Origin of the sequence: Chryseobacterium sp. KACC 21268 (assembly GCA_028736075.1) — a bacterium.
GTDB lineage: Bacteria > Bacteroidota > Bacteroidia > Flavobacteriales > Weeksellaceae > Epilithonimonas.
The window spans coordinates 2,824,166-2,843,516 of record CP117875.1 but is presented as its reverse complement, the minus strand read 5'-3'; the positions used below and the strand labels follow the sequence as shown (position 1 = coordinate 2,843,516).

The window sequence follows — 19,351 nt, the reverse complement described above, 5'->3', positions numbered from 1 at the left end:
CTGTTAGAAGATGACGGTTATAATTACAATCTGAAAAATCTCCAAATGCAAAATTTCCGAGCTTACATCCTTTTATTTTTATTATTTCCATTAATGATTTTCGCAGACGATGGCAGCAAATTATGGCTGCGTTTCCCGAATATCAAAAACGGGATTTCTGCAGACAAAATCATTTCAAAAGGAAAAAATCCGACAGTTGAAATTGCTAAAAATGAATTAATCAGTTTCTGGCAGGGACAGGCTGTAGAATTAAGAACAGATAAAGCTTTGAAGGATCTGAAAGACGGTTACACAATCAAATCTTCAGCAAATAAAATTACTATTTCAGCAAGTAAAGAAATCGGATTGTTGTACGGTGTTTATCACCTTCTTCGCCTACAGGAAACCAAAGCAAATCTGGAAAAACTCAATCTCACAGAAAAACCTTCTTATGATGTCAGAATCCTAAACCATTGGGATAATCTGGATGGAACAATCGAGCGCGGTTACGCAGGACATTCCTTATGGAAATGGGAAGATTTGCCGAATAAAATTTCGACCCGTTACAAAGAATATGCAAGAGCCAATGCCTCAATCGGAATTAATTCTGTAGTTCTGAACAACGTCAATGCATCTCCAAATATGCTCAGAAAAGATTACTTGGAGAAAGTGAAAATTCTGGCTGATATTTTCAGACCTTATGGGATTAAGGTTTATCTGTCGGTCAATTTCTCGTCACCAAAAGTCCTGGATGGCTTAGAAAATTCTGATCCACTAAATATAAATGTACAAAACTGGTGGAAGTCAAAAGCTTCAGAGATTTATAAATTAATTCCTGACTTTGGCGGATTTTTAGTGAAAGCCAATTCCGAAGGTCAGCCTGGACCGCAGGATTACGGAAGAACTCACGCGGATGGTGCCAATATGATGGCGGATGCTCTGAAACCATATAACGGAATTGTAATGTGGCGCGCATTTGTCTACAGTCCGAGCAACGAAGACCGCGCAAAACAGGCGTATCTTGAGTTTGTACCATTGGATGGAAAATTCAAAGATAATGTCATTATTCAAATTAAAAATGGACCAATTGATTTCCAGCCGAGAGAAGCTTTTAATCCATTATTTGGTGCTTTGAAGAAAACACCGGAAATGGTAGAGTTTCAGATCACACAGGAATATTTAGGATTCTCAAATCATTTGGTTTTCCTGGCTCCATTATTCAAAGAAAATTTGGATAGTGATACTTATGCTTATGGCAAAGGTTCTACAATCGCAAAGATCACAGACGGAACATTAATGAAAAATAAAATCACAGCGATTTCCGCAGTAGCCAACATTGGTGAAGATGCGAACTGGACAGGTCATCATTTTGCCCAGGCAAATTGGTATGCATTCGGAAGATTGGCTTGGAATCACGATTTGTCTTCGGAGCAGATTGCAGACGAATGGCTTAAAATGACTTTTACCGATAATCAGTCTTTCGTAAAACCGGTCAAAGAAATCATGCTTTCCTCAAGAGAAACGGCGGTTGATTATATGATGCCTTTGGGACTTCACCACATTTTTGCTTCGGGACACCACTATGGTCCAGAGCCTTGGGGAGATTATAAAAACGGAAGACCAGACTGGTCGCCGGTTTACTACCACAAGGCAGATACAAACGGCTTAGGATTCGACAGGACAAAGACCGGAAGTAATGCTGTTTCGCTCTATTTCCCGCCATTAGATCAAACTTATGGTAATATTAAAACAACACCCGAAAATCTGATTCTCTGGTTCCATCACGTGCCTTGGAATTACAAAATGAGGGATGGCAAAACCCTTTGGGAAGAACTTTGTCTAAAATATGATACTGGCGTAAAAGGTGTTCGAAACTATCAGGAAACCTGGGACAAATTGCAGACTTTGGTTGACGAAGAGCGATTCAAATCTGTACAATCAAAATTGAAAATTCAGGCAGAAGATGCGGTTTGGTGGAAAGATGCGTGTCTGCTTTACTTCCAGACATTTTCTAAACAACCGATTCCAAGTTATATTGAAAAACCAGTTCACGAATTGGAAGATTTAAAGAAAATCAAACTCAATATGTGGCATCATAATTAATCAAAATCAAAGAAAATTAATAAAACTTTAAAACTTAAAATTATAATGAAATTTTTTATTGACACAGCCAATTTAGATCAAATCAGAGAAGCTAACGATTTGGGAATCTTAGATGGTGTAACAACAAATCCATCATTGATGGCAAAAGAAGGCATCAGCGGAAAAGAAGCAATCCTTCAGCATTACAAAAATATCTGTGAAATTGTTGAAGGCGATATTTCAGCAGAAGTGCTTTCCACAACTTATGAAGAAATGATTGCAGAAGGCGAAATTCTTGCCGCCATTCATTCAAACATCGTTGTAAAAATCCCGATGATAAAAGATGGCGTAAAAGCGCTAAAATATTTTTCAAACAAAGGCATCAAAACAAATTGTACCTTGATCTTCTCAGCTGGACAAGCACTTTTGGCCGCAAAAGCTGGAGCAAGTTACGTTTCACCGTTTTTAGGAAGATTGGATGATATTTCGACAGATAGTTTGAATCTGATTGAAGAGATCAGATTGATTTTTGATAATTACGGCTTCGAAACTGAAATTCTGGCGGCTTCCGTAAGAAACAGTATGCATATTATCAATTGTGCAAAAATTGGTGCCGATGTCGTGACTTGTCCGATCCAGCCAATTCTTTCTTTGTTAAAACATCCTTTGACGGATTCCGGATTGGAGCAATTTATCAAGGATTCACAAAAAATGCAGTAATCGATGTCACACGATATTTCAAAACTCCAACATATCGCTTCTCAGGTCAGAAGGGATATTGTAAGAATGGTTCACGCTTGCCAATCTGGTCATCCTGGTGGTTCGCTAGGTTGTACGGATTTTCTGGTTGCGCTTTATTTTGACGTGATGAAAAGAAAAGATGGCTTTGATATGAACGCGAAAGACGAAGATGCATTTTATCTTTCCAATGGTCACATTTCGCCGGTTTTCTACAGCGTTTTGGCGCACGCAGGTTATTTTGAGAAGAGCGAACTGGCCACCTTCAGAAAACTGAATTCCAGATTACAAGGTCATCCAACCACGCACGAAGGTTTGCCTGGAATCCGCATTGCTTCGGGTTCACTTGGCCAAGGTTTATCGGTTGCTATTGGTCATGCAGTTGGAAAAAAATTGGATAAGGATGAGAATCTGATTTTCAGTCTTCACGGCGATGGCGAACTTCAGGAAGGACAGAACTGGGAAGCGGTAATGTACGCGTCTCATAACAAAGTTGACAATTTGATTGCTACCATAGATTACAACGGGCAGCAGATTGATGGACCAACATCGAAAGTTCTTTCTTTAGGTAGTCTCAGAACAAAATTCGAAGCCTTCGACTGGAAAGTTCTGGACGTAGAAAATGGAAATGACTTTGAGGAAATCCTCAATGTTTTGGACGAAGCAAAATCTCTCACAGGAAAGGGACAGCCAATCTGTATTCTGCTAAAAACAGGAATGGGACACGGCGTAGATTATATGATGGGAACACACGCCTGGCACGGAAAAGCGCCAAATGATGAGCAATTGGCAACAGCATTATACCAACTCGAAGAAACTTTGGGCGATTATTAATTTTTGAATCAAATGAAAAAATATACATACACAGAAAGCAAAGACACCAGAAGCGGATTCGGAGCTGGATTGGCAGAACTGGCAGATAAAAATCCTGATGTGGTAGCACTCTGCGCAGATCTTATTGGATCTTTGAAAATGGAAAAATTCATAGAAAAAGCACCGGAAAGATTTTTCCAGATTGGGATTGCAGAAGCCAATATGATTGGGATTGCTGCAGGTTTGGCAATTCAGGGGAAGATTCCATTTACTGGTACATTTGCGAATTTTTCGACTGGCAGAGTTTATGATCAGATTCGCCAGTCGGTGGCTTACTCCGACAAGAATGTCAAGATATGTGCGTCTCACGCCGGTTTGACATTGGGTGAAGATGGCGCAACACATCAGATTTTGGAAGATATCGGATTAATGAAAATGCTTCCCGGGATGACGGTCATTAATACTTGTGATTACAATCAAACCAAAGCGGCAACTATTGCGATTGCAGATTACGAAGGTCCAGTTTATTTGAGATTTGGACGTCCTGTGATTCCTGTCTTCACAGATGAAGATCAAACTTTCGAAATTGGAAAAGCGTGGATGGTAAACGAAGGTACGGATGTAACGATTGTTGCAACTGGACATTTGGTGTGGGAAGCAATTAAAGCCGGAGAAATATTGGAAGCGCAGGGAATTGCTGCAGAGATTATTAATATTCATACCATCAAACCCTTGGATGCTGCAGCAATTTTGAAATCCGTCAAAAAAACAGGCTGCGTTGTAACGGCGGAAGAACATAATAGATTAGGCGGATTGGGTGACAGTGTCGCGCAACTATTGATCACAGAACATCTGGCGCCGCAGGAATATGTAGCTGTAAACGACAGTTTCGGAGAAAGCGGAACACCGGCGGAGCTGATGGAAAAATATGGGCTGAATGCAGAATCGATTGTAAAAGCTGTGCAAAAAGTCCTGAAAAGAAAATAAATTGACTTTAAATTAATCAGTCTGATTTTTTTAAAGGTCAATATTTTAAGACCTTTGTTCCTTAGATTTTATTTAAGGAACATTTTTTTTTGATTAAATTATGAAAGATATCAAACTGATAGTAACGGATATGGACGGTACATTTTTGAATTCGGAACACGAGGTGAGTCCGGATTTTGCAGCAATGTATCAGGAACTGAAGAAAAGGGATATCATGTTTGTGCCGGCCAGCGGAAGACAGATGGCAGGAATTACAAAATATTTCGGTGATATAGAATCTGAAATTGGCTTCATTGCAGAAAATGGAGGCTACATCATTTATAAAAATCAGGAACTTTTTGCTGATGAAATGGCACATGACCTGGTTGTCAAAATCATCGAGGCAACGCGTGAGATCCCTAAAGCTAAAGCAGTTCTTTCTGCTAAAAAGAGCGCTTACTATGAAACTGATGATCAGGAATTCATTGACTTTTTTAGCCAATATTATACTAAGAATCAAAAGGTGAATGATATGACGGAAGTCGTGGATGACAGCACATTCAAAATTGCCATTTACCACCCGAACGGATCTGAGAAAAATCTATATCCCGTTTTGAAAAAATTCGAAGAATACGATCTCGATGTCGTGGTATCCGGCAAATATTGGTTGGATGTGATGAATAAAAATATCAATAAAGGTCATGCTTTACAAAAGCTTCAAAAATCCCTCAACATTTTACCAGAGCAGACGATGGCGTTTGGCGATTATATGAATGATATCGAAATGCTGAAAAACTCCAAATACTCGTACGCCATGGAAAATGCCCATCCATCTGTGAAAGAAACTGCCACTTTTGGCGCTTCTTCCAATGATAACTTTGGTGTCTTGCAGATTGTAAGGAGTTATTTGGATCAGAATTAATTTTTTCTTTTATAAGTCTTATAATTCCCATTCAATTCCTCAGGAATACCTTTATTTTTGAATTTCAATTACTGAAAGGTTATTGTTTTAGAATTATAACTTTTTTGCTCCAATCGATTCTATCGGTTAATCCATCATTATTGAATAGCGATTCATAACATTTTATTTTTGTTTTTTATATTTTAGTAAAAGATGTAATGATCCTTTAATGAAGCAAATAACTTTGCAGTTTTAAAAGTTCCTATGTAAGTTAATTATAAGAATAATCATTATTCTGTATTTATAGTACGGTATTTGATATAGCTAATTTTGTTAACATTTTAAGATTTGAAAAAACTCAATAAAGGAAAACTATTTAGACGTTTCATCAGAACCATCATTGCGATTGTGGTTTTTTTTGTGTTGCTCATATTTAGTTTAAGGCTGCCATTCGTTCAGAATTTAATTAAAGATAAATTGATCGTATACCTCGAAGGTAAGATCAAGACCAAAGTAAGTCTGGAAAAGGTTTATATCGGTTTTCCCCACAGCTTGGTCATCGAAAATCTATACTTGAAAGGTCAAAAAGTAGATACGCTTTTGGCGGTGAGAAAATTTGATGTCGGATTGGATATGTGGCAATTGATCAAATCAAAAGCGGATCTGACTTCAATTGATCTGGAAGGTGTTCGTGCCAATGTGGTGCGTGATCCGCAAGGGAAATTCAACTTTGATTACATAATGGATGCGTTTGCGACTTCGGAAAAAGAGGAAAGTCCATCCAAGCCTTTTATTATTTCTCTTGATAAAATCAATCTAAAAGATATCGGCGTTACATTCAACGACCAACAGTCGAAAAATGACATCAAGGTTTACTTCAATTCATTTGATACACGGGTGAAAACCTTTGATCTTCAAAATAACAAATACGCGGTCAACGATATCAATCTTGATGGTTTGAAATTAAAACTGAAACAAGATCTGATCGAGGAAGTATCCAAAAATGTGGAGGAAAAAGTGGATTCTCTCAATCAGAAAAAACCAATGCAATTGGGCTTGAGCGGAATCAAACTGACGAATTTCAATATCGATTACGGTGACGATAATTCCAAGACTTTTGCGAAGGTTTTGTTTAAAGAATTGAGCACAAAAGTCAACAATCTCGACCTTCAAAATAATGCTTACGATGTTGGAAACGTTTATTTGACGGGCGCAAACATCAACGCCAACTTGTTCCTTCCAACTTCAAACGCCAATCCTAAAGAGGAAACATCTGAAGTTTCAAAAAGTACAACGCAGGAAAAAGCGATGAAAGTTCTTCTCGGAAAGTTGATATTCAATGACGTGAAAGTCGCTTACAACAATACTGCTGTGGCGCCGACCAAAACTGGAATGGATTTCAACCATCTTAATTTTGGAAAACTGAATGTCGACGTTCGTAATTTCAAAATGGAAAACAATGGTTTTGCAGGAAGTGTGAAATCGGCTGAGATCCAGGAAGCGCGAGGTTTGGATATTCAAAAATTCAATACGGATTTTGTGTACTCGGACAAAGAAGCTTACTTGAAAGACCTTTATCTTCAGACTTCTAAAACCATTTTGCGAGACGAGGTTGTCCTTAATTATAATTCTATCGAGCAATTATCAGCCAATCCTGGCGCGGTCAATATCTCTGCAAATATCAAAGATTCCAAAATTGGTTTTGCTGATATTCTGAATTTGGTCCCTACACTTAGAAATACCGCGCCATTCAACAAATATCCAAACGCAATTCTGTCCGTCAATGCCAACGTAAAAGGTTTGGTGAATGACCTTTTGATCAACGAACTGAGAGTTTCTGGTCTGGATCAATTGCGTGTCAATGCATCAGGAAGAATCCGAAATGCGATGAATCCTGACAATTTGTATTACGATTTGAAAATCGGCGAACTGGCTTCATCTGGAAGAACGATCTTCAATTTGGTTCCAAAAGGGACGATTCCGTCCAATATTTCTTTGCCTTCGCATTTCAGCATCAAAGGCTTTGCGAAAGGCACGACGAAAGTTGTGAATACGAATCTTAGTTTGTATTCCACACTCGGAAACGCGGGAATCAAAGCGCAAGTTGATATGCGTAGAAAAAACCGTGAGTTGTACGATGTGAAAGCCAACTTGCAAAATCTACAGATCGGAAAGATCATTCAGAACAAAGATCTCGGTGCAATTACGGCTCAGATCTCTGCGAAAGGAGAAAGTTTTGATTTCAAAAATGCGAATGCGAATATTGTAGGAAACGTGCAATCCGCGACTTACAAAGATTATCGTTATCAAAATATGAATTTGGTCGGCAAGATCAATCGTGGCGCTTACAACATTGTTCTCAATTCCAAAGACCCGAATGCAAACCTTCAATTGACCGCTTCCGGTGTTTACGACGACAAGAATCCAACGGTGAAAGTCAATGGGAATATCAATAAATTAGATTTGAACAAACTTGGTTTTTACAGTTCGCCAATGATTTTGGCTGGCGCAATCGATGGTGATTTCAAAAGCCTTGATCCGGATAATCTGAATGGTTATTTGAATCTGAAAAACTTCGCCATCTCTGATACGAAGGAAGTTTATCCAATTCAGGAAGTGAATTTGTTGGCCGTTTCTACAGCGGATTCAACGCAGATCAAATTCAATTCTCAGATTGCGGATGTGGAACTGAATGGAAAATACAAATTGACCCAAATCTTCGGGGCTTTGTCGCAAACGATGAATCAATATTATCAATTCCAAAAACCAGGAAAGGCAGCGAAAATCGATGCTGGACAATATTTCACGGTCAATGCTACGATCAAAAACGACGACTTGATCAGAAAGTTCGTTCCGGAATTGAAAAGCTTTGAAACCATCAATATCACTGGAAACTACAACGCTGATTCTCAAAAAATAGAACTCGATGCCAAGATTCCGCAAGTATTGTATGGCACCAATTCGCTTGAAAATACAAACCTGAAGATAACCAACGAAAATCAAGCTCTACAATATAATCTGGATGTTGCAGCTTTGAAGAGCGAAAGTTTTGCTTTGAACAAAGTCAATATCAATGGTGATGTCGCCGATAATATCATTAATTATAACATCACGACCAAAGACGATAAAGACGCTACACAATTCCTGATTGCTGGTAACGCCAAATCGATGAATGACATTACAGAGATCTCTTTGAACCCGAATGGTTTGAAGTTGAATTATATGGATTGGGCCGTTGCTGACGGTAACAAGATCCAGATCGGAAGTCAGGGGATTTTTGCGGATAATTTCAGACTGTCAAATTCTGGAAGCGAGATCTTGGTTCAATCAGAAAACACGTCGCCAAACAGTCCTTTGAATGTCACTTTGAAAGATTTCAAAATCGAAACCATTACAGAGATCATTAAAAAAGATTCGCTGTTGGCAAAAGGAACGATCAACGGAACAGCGCAGTTGAGAGACTTGAACAAAAAAATGAATTTCAATGCAGACATCAATGTTTCCGACCTTTTTGTTTACGGAAGTCCAGTTGGGAATCTAGCTTTGAAGGCCAATAATACTTCGGCCGATGTCATCAATGCAGATATTGCGCTTTCCGGAAACGAAAATGATGTGAAGATCACTGGAAATTACAACACTGCAGCAAGTAGTTTTGACCTGAATCTGGCGATGAATCAACTTCAGATGAAAACGCTACAAGGCTTTTCTATGAATGCAATCACCAACACAGAAGGTTATCTCTCAGGTGATCTGAAAATTACAGGCACAACGACTGAACCGAAAATTCTCGGCGATGTGAAAATGAATAATGTCGGATTGATGATTGCGCAAACTGGAAGTGATTTCAGAAAGATCAATGATAAAATCGCGTTCACCAACCGAGGAATCGAGTTTGATGATTTCAAAATCAATGATAAGGACGGAAATTCGCTTAAGATCGACGGTCAGGTTTTGACTCAGACCTACAGGGATTTTGCCTTCAATCTTGACATCAATGCCAAAGATTTCAAAGTTGTGAATTCAGAAAAATCAAATGACGCTTTGATGTACGGGATCTTGTCTATCGACGCTGCTTTGAAGGTAAGAGGAAACCTAGACCTTCCAAAAGTCGATGGTAGACTGGCGGTTTCGGATGATACAGATTTTACATTTGTGTTGCCTCAATCAAGTCCATCGTTGCAGGAAAGAGACGGCATTGTAGAATTCATTGACCAAGACCAGATCGCATTGAACAAAACCATCGTTACAGATTCTTTGGCTGCCAAAAACCAGATCAAAGGAATGGACGTGAGTGTCAATATTGAAGTGAGCAAAGAAGCCAAAATGTCTGTGGTCATAGACAAAGCCAACGGTGATTTTGTGAAACTTCAAGGTGAAGCAGAATTGACCGGCGGAATCGACCCATCCGGAAAAACCACTTTGGTCGGCGTTTACGAAGTAGAGCAGGGAAGCTACGATATGACCGTGAGCCTTCTGAAACGTAAATTCGAGATCCAAAAAGGAAGTACAATCACCTGGACGGGCGAACCGACCGCAGCAACGCTTGACATCACGGCAGTTTATAAAACCCAAACCGCGCCGCTGGATCTTGTGGAACAGCAGATCAGTGGAGAAAGTGCCGCAATGCTCAATCAGTATAAACAGAGAATGGAATTCAATACTTTGCTTCAAATGAAAGGCGAACTGTTGAAACCGGTCATCACGTTTGATATTACGACGGATGAAAAAAATAACTCTATTTCTTCCAACGTAAAAGATGTTGTGGATCAAAAATTAGCACAACTAAGAACGGAAGAAAACGAAATGAATAAGCAGGTTTTCGCATTGCTTTTATTAAATAGATTTATCGGTGAAAATCCGTTTGAAAATAGTGCGGGACTTTCCACCGAAACTTTGGCGAGACAAAGTGTGAGCAAGATCCTATCGCAACAATTGAATAATTTGGCTTCCGATTTGATAAAAGGTGTTGACCTTAATTTTGATCTGGAATCCTCCGAAGATTATTCCACAGGAGCTCAAAACACCAGAACAGACCTGAATGTCGGCTTAAGCAAAAAACTACTGAATGACCGATTGAAAGTATCTGTAGGAAGTAACTTCGGATTGGAAGGCGATGCCAGACAAAACGAGAATACGACCAATATCGCAGGTGATGTCACAATCGACTACAGCCTCTCCAGAGATGGCAGATATATGTTGAGAGCTTACCGTAAGAACGAATATCAAGTCGCTTTGCAAGGACAGATCGTGGAAACAGGCGTTGGTTTCATCATCACTTTGGATTATGATAAATTCCGTGAGATTTTCCAGAGTTCCAAGCGTGAGAAAAGAAAATTAGAAAGACAAAAAAACAATAACCAAGTAGTAGATTTTAAATAATAATGAAGAGCCGATTTCCAATCCATTTTAAGCCAGTCATTGCCTTGTCGTCCATCGCGATCATCTCATCTTGCAGCAATACCAAATTTCTGAAAGATGGACAAATGCTTTACACAGGCGCCGAAGTTAAGATCGAAAACGACAGCATTCCGAAGAAGCAAAGGAAAGCTTTAAAGGCTGAACTCGAAGAAAATCTGACGCCAAAACCCAACTCAAGTTTTCTTGGTCTGAGACCAAAATTATATGCGTACAATATTGCCAAAGAACCTAAGAAGGAGAAAGGATTCAACTATTGGTTGAAGTATAAATTTGGTGAAAAACCTGTCTTGTTGGGCGATGTCGATAAGGAATTCAACAAAGATATCTTGGTCAATTATTCTGAGAACAAAGGCTATTTCAATGCGCAAGCGAAGTACGACACGGTTTCGAAGAATAAAAAAGCACAGGTCATTTACACGGTAAGACCTGGAAATCAGTATTTGATCAGTCAGGTCAAATTCCAGGAAGATTCGACTTTGGTCAATCAGGAAATTCAAAATTTGAAAGACAAATCTCTTTTGAAAGTCGGAAATCCATTTGATCTCGGCGTCATCAAAGCCGAACGGGAAAGGATCGACAATGGACTAAAGGAGAAAGGTTTCTACTATTTTCATCCAGATAATATCATCGTCCAGGCAGACAGCACCGTGGCAAAAAATCACAAGGTGGAACTGAATGTCAAACTGAAAGAACAAACGCCAGACCTTGCAACGCAGCAATTTTCCATTGATAAAGTGGTGGTTTTCCCCAATTACAACATTCGTGATGTGAAAGACGGCAAATACACTGTTCCGATGAACGCAGATTCCCTTTCCAAATATGCTTACGAAGATATCTACGTGATCGACCCGGATCATAAATTCAAACCAAGGATCTTTGACCGCGCTTTGTACTTTAAAAAAGGCGATGTCTACAATCGTAAAGACCACAACTTGACTTTGAGCAGATTGATCAGTTTAGGCGTTTTCAAATTTGTGAAAAATGAATTTGTCGTTTCAGATTCTTTGAATCATAAATTCGATGCCTATTACTTATTGACACCAAGACAGATCCAGTCGTTGCGTTTGGAAACTTTGGGACGAACCAACTCGGCCAATTATGGTGGAGGCGAGGTGAACCTGAACTGGACGCACAGAAACTTCTTCCGAGGCGCTGAGCAGTTCAAAGCGGCTGTATATGGTGCTTTCGATGTTCAGTTGGGTGGACCAAAAGATGCGAACAACATCATCCGAGTTGGGGCGAACACCCAACTTTCCATTCCGAGAATTGTGGCGCCTTTTAGATTTAATTCTTCCAGTGCATTCGTTCCTAGGACCAACATCAACCTTGGATATGAATATCAAAGCCGTACGGAATTGTACACGCTTCACAACTTCAATGCGTCATTTGGTTACGTTTGGAAAGAGAACGTCAGAAAAGAACACGATCTGAAGGTCATTGATATCACGATGGTCGCGCCTCAAACGATAACCGATAAATACCGCCAACAAATCAACGGAGACCCTGAAAATGGAATTCCTGCGAATCCAACTTTACAAAGGGTAGTGGACAAACAATTGATCTTTGGACCAACTTACACTTATACTTATACCAATACAACTTCGCCAAAGACCAACACGATCTATTACCGTGGAATGTTGGATCTGGCAGGAAATATCACTGGACTTGTAACCGGAGCGAATGCGAAAAAAGGTGATCAGAAAAATATTTTCGGCGTTCCATTCAGTCAATATGCGAAGATGGAACACGATTTCAGGTTCTATCATAAGTTCAATGAGAAGACAAATTTTGCTTCCCGAATCATTGCCGGAATTGCCTATCCATATGGAAACTCAGAGTTTGTGCCTTACTCCAGACAGTTCTTTGTCGGCGGAAGTAATAGTATTCGAGCTTTCCGAGCCAGAACGTTAGGACCGGGAAGTTATGATCCGAGAGTTCAGAATGCAAGTTTCTACTTTGACCAGTCAGGTGACATCAAACTAGAAATGAATGCAGAATACAGAGCCAATATCTACAAATTCCTAAATGTAGCGGCCTTCGTAGATGCAGGAAATATCTGGTTGGTGAATGATGATATCAATGAACAAGGCGTCAATACCAGACCTGGCGGAAAATTCTCCAAAGATTTCTTGAGTGAAGTAGCAGTCGGCGCTGGAGTCGGTTTGCGATTGGATTTCTCGATCTTGGTTTTGAGATTGGATCTTGCAATGCCTTTGAAGGTTCCTTACTACGAAAAAGGTGACCGTTGGGTGCTGGATAGAGTGAAATTCGGAGATAGCGCTTGGAGAAAGGATAATTTGATATTGAATATTGCGATCGGCTATCCTTTTTAATATTAGAATTAAAAAAAAATTATTCAGGCAATGTAAACCAAAAAGTACTTCCTTCACCGATTGTACTTTTTGCGCCTATATTTCCATCATGTTTTTTGATAATTTCTGCACAGATGTAAAGTCCTAATCCAAGTCCGGAATATGTTTTTCCCGAATGATCTGCCCTGTAGTAACGGTCGAAAAGATGAGGCAAAATTTCAGCATCAATTCCATCTCCGAAATCCTTCACAGAAACTTTTACTTCATCATTCAAAGATTCGATGATGATCTGGATTTGATTGGAATGAGCGGCGTATTTTACGGCATTGTTCACAAAATTGATCACCACCTGGTCAATTCTGTTTTCGTCTGCATACACTTCAATACTTTTGTCGCCCTGGACAGTGATATTATATTTGCCCTCCATTCTCACGTGATTGCAACTGTTGGACAACATATTGAAAAGATTAAACTTTGTTTTCTCAAGCTTAAGCTGATCTTCATTCATTCTTCTCATATTAAGAAGTTCATCAATTAAAACAACCATTGTTTCCACACTTTTAGAAGATTGATCTATGAGTTTGCTGTGTGTCGCAGAAAATGGTTTGTCCTTCAGCCTGTCTAATAATTGGATTGATGCTTTTAAAATCGTAAGAGGTGTTTTCAGTTCGTGACTGGCGATGCTTAGGAAGTCATCCTTGCGCTGTTCAAACATTTTCTTTTCGGTAATGTCTGCAGTCATTCCTACCATTCGGTCTGCCACACCTTCTTTATTGTATCTTGGCCGGCCGTGCGCTTCAATCCAGTGCAGAGAGCCGTCTCGCCATTTGATGGGATATTCTGTTTTATAAATACCATTCGTTCTCATAGCTTCTTGCACCAATCCTTTAACCCTCTCGTGATGTTCTGGAAGCATTGCTTCAAAAAGATCAGCATAGGTAAAATCTTCTTCTGGAGAAAAACCATAATTGCGCTTGAACTGATCTGTACTCTGCATAATACCAGTTGCAACATTCACTTCGGTAGAACCCAGGCTGCTGGCATCCATTGCGATTTGCAATCTTGTATTAATCTCATTCACAGATTCTCTGGAGTTGACCTGATCTGTAACATCGATAGCTACGATGAGAATAGCATAACTTTTTCCCGTCGCATCGCTTATGGGTTTGTAAACAAAGTTGAGATAGCGTTCAACCGACTGATCATTAATAGAAAGCACAGTTCTGTGTTCTTTACCATAAAAAGATTTCCCACTGTTATAGACGTCTGTGAGAATATTAAGGAAATTTTGCTCTTTTATTTCAGGTAATGCGGTAGCGAGAGGCAAACCAATCACCGATCTGTCCTTTCCCCAGATTTCCAAGATCGCATCATTGACTACATCGATTTCAAAATCTTTTCCTTTCAAAGATGCCATTGCCACAGGAGAATGTTTTACCAAAGATTTGAAGCGGGTTTCACTTTCAACTAAATTATGATTGAGCTCCTCAAGCTGATTTTTATAATGGATAAGTTCTTTGTTGACATTTTCCAGCTTAGCATTGATGTTTAAAAGTTCCTCATTGGTGATCTGATATTCTTCATTTATTTCCCCCAGATCTTTTGTGAGTTTTTCTTCGGCTTTTGCCTTTTCTATGACCAGTTTTCTGGCAGCCATCCTGTCGGATACTTCGAAGGCCGTGTGCAGAATATATTTCGTTTTACCATTTTCATCAGTAATGGCTTTATACTCAAAATCGAAATAATAATATTGAAGTTCGCCGTCCACATCAAGTACAGCAGGATAATCCTTTGCCAGATAGGTCTCGCCAGAGCGCCAAACATTCTGCAGAATATCGAAAAATGGCTGACCGGAGAGTTCCGGAAGTGCATCTGTGAAATTTTTCCCTACGACTTTTCTGTCTTTTCCCCAAAAGTTCAGCATGGCTTCATTGGCACTTATTATCGTAATCTCGTCGCCAGTGTAAATTGCTGTCGCATTCGGAGATTTGAAAAGTATACTAAGTAACTGCTCGGGCTGGATGAGGTCGGGAGAGTTCATTAAAGAATTTAAAAGTTACACAAATATAATTAATATCTGCCAATGACTGATGATAAAAGCTTTCATAATTGGCTCGGGTTTTGAAATCAATTCGAAAAAATTCAATCACAATGATTCCTAAGGCAGGTTCAATAATTTTTCGTTGTTTTGCAAATTGTTAATTTAAATAGAAATATGTCGAAGTTTGATGAGATAAGACCATTTTATGATGATGAAGTAAATGTTGCGCTGCAGAGTGTAGCAAAGCATCCTATGATGAAGGCTTTGATGAGTTTCACATTTCCTAATAAGGATGAGGATTTTTGGATTGATGAATTCAAGAATGTTCATTCTATTAATGATTTTCAAAGTCAGTTTATTTCTCAGACCGTACTTCAGATTCTGGAAAGAAGTTCGGAGGGTTTAACGACTTCAGGATTCGATCAACTGGATAAAAATCAGTCCTATCTTTTCATTTCCAATCACCGAGACATTGTGCTTGATACTTCACTATTGAATTTGGCATTGTTGAATGGAGGTTTTGTAATGACGTCATCGGCCATTGGTGATAATCTGGTCAAAAAACCTTTTCTCCACGTCCTTGCAAAACTGAACCGTAATTTTTTGGTCCAAAGAGGGATTTCAATTCGCGAACAACTTAGCAGTTCCAAAACATTGTCAGAATATATTTATAATCTTCTAATCAATGAAAACCGCTCCGTCTGGATGGCACAGCGTGAGGGAAGAGCCAAAGATGGCAATGATTTTACGCAGCAAGGCGTCTTGAAAATGCTGGCAATGTCTGCAGAAGATCAATCTCTGACTGACTTTTTCAAAACATTGAAAATTGTTCCATTATCCATCTCTTACGAATACGATCCTACAGATTCCTTGAAAATGCCGCAGCTGATGGCAAAATCTAGAAATGAAGTATATGTTAAAGATCATAACGAAGATTTCACAACGATGCTCAGCGGCGTTTTGGGACAGAAAAAACGGATCCACCTCCACGCCGGAAAAGTGTTGAACACAGAACTGGACAACATCGCCAACGAGTTTGATAACAAGAACAAACAACTTCAGGCCATCGCACAGATCATCGATGACTCGATTATCCAGAATTATAAACTTTGGCCAACCAAGTATATTGCGTACGATCTGCTTCACAAGACCGATCAATTTGCTCACCGTTACACAGAAGAAGAAAAACAACTGTTCATCAGAAGACTGGAGATGCGAATTGACAGTTTTGATTCTGCCCTGAAAGAGAGTTTTCTAGCGATGTACGCAAATCCAGTGATCAACAAGATGAAGTATCAGCAAGATCTTTCGTCTTAATTTCATATTTTTGATATCATATTATTAATATTTTGAAAAATAATATTGAAGTAGGGTAGTTTTCCACAGAATTGGCAAAGAAATTGTGTAGTCCATTATGTACTTAATAACTAACAATTTAAAACTGACCACTATGAATATTTCTTACTACGATTTCAAAAATTTGCCGAATGAATCTCAGTGTGACATCGTTTTGAACCAAGGTCAACTGATGAACGAAACCATCAAAGATGAACTCAAGTTTGTTCTGTACGAGATTTCGTCTTTCACCGTCGAGATTGTTTACAATAAAAACAACAGGATTGCGTCGATGAACGTTTTCCAAAACAAATCAGCCTACGCTAACTAAATATAAAAAACACTATCAGATTTTGATAGTGTTTTTGCTTTCATAAAGATTTCGATTTCTAAAGTCGCTTCTGCTCTTCCGTCTTGTTTCCAGCCTTCGCCTCTTTAACTTTTTGATTTCCAAAATTATATTTCAGATTGATGATGAAATATCGCGTGTCCCGATAATCCTTGAAATATTGATTCTGATTCGCATAATTGGTAGAAATCGTATTTTTGTCCGTTTTGAAAATATCATTGAAAACCAATCCCGCTTCCAATTTCTTATCAAACATTTTTTTATTGATGATAACGTAAGTATTCTGCGAAGAACTGATGTCAAAAGAACCTTGAATCGTCTTCGAATTGTAAACATAACCCACGTTCAAATCCCAGGTTTTCGCCTTGTCCAAAGTGATTTGCGTTGATAGATTCGTATTGTAGAAGAACACATCATTTTTGTACAGGATTTGGTCCACGCCCATAAAATAATTTTCCTGATATTCTCCCATCGCAAAAACGTTCAGCTTCCAATATGGCTTTATAGAGAAGCTTTTAGAAACATTCGCGCCCATATTTTTCCCGTGGTCGATGTTTGTAAAATTGTAAACCGTTTCAAAAGTCTCAGGATTTTGGATTGAAATTTCCATCGACGGGTCTTTGATGTATGAGAAATACGTTTCGAAGTTCCAATTTTTCACGGTGTAGGTCAAACTCAGATTGTGAATAATCGTCGATTTCAAATTCGCATCACCTTGAAAATAATAATACAAGTTATAATAAGACCTCGATGGATTCAGGAAATCGTAATTCGGTCGGTCGATTCTTTTGCCGTACGAAAATCCCAATTGCTGGTCATCGTTCAAAGTGTACATCGCGTAAAAAGTGGGGAAAAGTCCAGTTCGCGTTCTGTTGTTTTCAACAGTTGGATTGTCAGATTTTGTTTTGATAGCGGTTGTTTCCGACCTTAATCCAGCTTTCAGTTCCCACTTTTTCAATTTATATTCTGAGGAAACATAAACAGCAAAAATATTCTCTTTATAATCAAACAAATTGCTTTTCAACGGATTGTAGATGATGGATTCCCGAGTTCCATCAAAAAAATCCAAGTCGTTTTCATTATGTACAAAACTATATTTAATTCCACCTTCCAACGTGAATTTTTCCTTTGTCAATCGATAATCCAACTGCGAAGAGTAAAGCGAAATATTCTGCATATTTTTACTTCCAAATCGGTTGTAATCTTCCGGCTGGTCCACAAAATTCAGTTGCGTTTCAATGTCCTGATTTTCCTTATATTTTTTAGTACTGAAATTATTGGTCCAGGTCAAATTCTGGTCAACAAATTTCTTATCAAAAACCAAATAAGAATTAAAACTATTATTAAACTGATTTTTCTGATTCGATGTCAAATAGTTGGACTGCAATTGACCATTTTCCGTACTATAAATATTCGTCGGAACCTTGTAATGACCGTTATTATTCGGCGCATTGTAGCCATCAAAACCAAACTGAACGGTTGACAAACTATCCAAACTGTATTGTCCGGCGAAATTGTAAATATGTTGCTCGTGTGCGTGCGTTTTCCGCGTCATATCGCTTTCCCAGCGTGTTTTGTCATTGTTGAAAGTCACGACATCGAAATTTTTCCGAACGTAATCGCCCGTCACAAAATTGTAATTCCCGCTCAGTTGCCATTTTCCCGTATTGTAAGATTGCGCCGTTCCAATCATTCCTTTCGCATAAATCGATTGATGATAACGCGTCGAAATCCGTCCTTTGTAACCAGAAAGCACATTTTTTTTCATTTTAATATTAATGATGGCGCTTCCCTGAGCTTCATACTTCGCAGGCGGATTGGTGATGACTTCCACGGACGAGACGTTGCTTCCATCGGTGTTCTCTAGAAGTTGTTTCAGTTGTTCCTGCGTCATCAAAGTTTTTTTATCATTAATGGTCACGATGATTTGCGAATTCCCACGAACGCTCAATTCTTCATTTTTCACCAAGACGTTCGGCGTGCTTTTCAAAATATCCCAAGCGTTCAGATTTTGAAGTGGTGTATTATCGATATTGAATTCCAATCGGTCGATTTTCCTTTTCAATAAAGGTTTATTTGCTTTGATGGTCACCGCTTCGATGTTGTTCAAAGTATCTTTTTTAAGGATAATATTCAATGCCAAATCACTTTCCTCGAGCGTCAATTCATAATCCCGAAAACCCGATTTTTTGATGATTAAAGAAACTGGAAACGACGAGATTCCATCAATCACAAAATTCCCTTGCGCATCAGAATTGTAAATTTTATTTTCATTAATTTGAATAATGCCGTCCGAAATAGGCTCCTGATTTTCATTTTCAAGATGTCCTTTGACGCTTTGACTCCAAATCAAAATTGGGAATATCAGCAAAATTGTGATGTAATATTTCATTTCATTAATTTTCTCCAAAATTGAG

The 19,351-nt window shown here is 38.8% G+C and carries 11 protein-coding genes; 9 read left to right on the top strand and 2 right to left on the bottom strand.

Annotated features, from left to right (window positions below):
* The first annotated feature begins 45 nt into the window (after positions 1 to 45).
* The 7 genes from PQ459_13210 to PQ459_13180 all read left to right on the top strand — a co-directional run bounded on the left by PQ459_13210 (position 46) and on the right by PQ459_13180 (position 13,230).
* Positions 46 to 2,082 carry an alpha-glucuronidase gene (locus tag PQ459_13210; GenBank protein ID WDF45856.1) on the top strand — a complete coding sequence of 679 codons (2,037 nt, stop codon included), beginning with the start codon at positions 46 to 48 and terminating at the stop codon, positions 2,080 to 2,082.
* Positions 2,083 to 2,127: 45 nt separating this feature from the next.
* Entirely contained in the window at positions 2,128 to 2,781 is a 654-nt protein-coding gene (gene fsa, locus PQ459_13205; GenBank protein ID WDF45855.1) for a fructose-6-phosphate aldolase, read from the top strand.
* 3 nt (positions 2,782 to 2,784) lie between these two features.
* Entirely contained in the window at positions 2,785 to 3,633 is an 849-nt protein-coding gene (locus PQ459_13200) for a transketolase (GenBank protein WDF45854.1), read from the top strand.
* A gap of 12 nt (positions 3,634 to 3,645) precedes the next feature.
* Complete coding sequence (locus PQ459_13195; GenBank protein WDF45853.1) at positions 3,646 to 4,599, top strand: transketolase C-terminal domain-containing protein; 954 nt, start codon at positions 3,646 to 3,648, stop codon at positions 4,597 to 4,599.
* 100 nt (positions 4,600 to 4,699) lie between these two features.
* Complete coding sequence (locus PQ459_13190; GenBank protein WDF45852.1) at positions 4,700 to 5,500, top strand: HAD family hydrolase; 801 nt, start codon at positions 4,700 to 4,702, stop codon at positions 5,498 to 5,500.
* A 327-nt stretch (positions 5,501 to 5,827) separates the two neighbouring features.
* On the top strand, positions 5,828 to 10,858 hold the full coding sequence (locus PQ459_13185; GenBank protein ID WDF45851.1) for a translocation/assembly module TamB: 5,031 nt from the start codon (positions 5,828 to 5,830) through the stop codon (positions 10,856 to 10,858).
* 2 nt (positions 10,859 to 10,860) lie between these two features.
* Complete coding sequence (locus tag PQ459_13180) at positions 10,861 to 13,230, top strand: BamA/TamA family outer membrane protein (protein WDF45850.1); 2,370 nt, start codon at positions 10,861 to 10,863, stop codon at positions 13,228 to 13,230.
* A 19-nt stretch (positions 13,231 to 13,249) separates the two neighbouring features.
* Here the strand turns inward: PQ459_13180 and PQ459_13175 are convergent, their stop codons facing one another.
* Positions 13,250 to 15,250: an ATP-binding protein gene (locus PQ459_13175; GenBank protein ID WDF45849.1), complete on the bottom strand. Its 2,001-nt coding sequence runs from the start codon at positions 15,248 to 15,250 to the stop codon at positions 13,250 to 13,252.
* 174 nt (positions 15,251 to 15,424) lie between these two features.
* Here PQ459_13175 and PQ459_13170 point away from each other — a divergent pair, with 174 nt between their 5' ends.
* Both PQ459_13170 and PQ459_13165 read left to right on the top strand, forming a co-directional pair.
* Positions 15,425 to 16,567 (top strand): 1-acyl-sn-glycerol-3-phosphate acyltransferase, encoded by a 1,143-nt coding sequence (locus PQ459_13170; GenBank protein ID WDF45848.1) that lies wholly within the window; start codon positions 15,425 to 15,427, stop codon positions 16,565 to 16,567.
* 133 nt (positions 16,568 to 16,700) lie between these two features.
* Positions 16,701 to 16,916 carry a hypothetical protein gene (locus tag PQ459_13165; protein ID WDF45847.1) on the top strand — a complete coding sequence of 72 codons (216 nt, stop codon included), beginning with the start codon at positions 16,701 to 16,703 and terminating at the stop codon, positions 16,914 to 16,916.
* A 58-nt stretch (positions 16,917 to 16,974) separates the two neighbouring features.
* Here the strand turns inward: PQ459_13165 and PQ459_13160 are convergent, their stop codons facing one another.
* The gene (locus tag PQ459_13160) at positions 16,975 to 19,326 is read right to left on the bottom strand and encodes an outer membrane beta-barrel family protein (protein ID WDF45846.1); all 2,352 of its coding nucleotides are present in this window, start codon (positions 19,324 to 19,326) and stop codon (positions 16,975 to 16,977) included.
* Between the last annotated feature and the right edge of the window lie 25 nt (positions 19,327 to 19,351).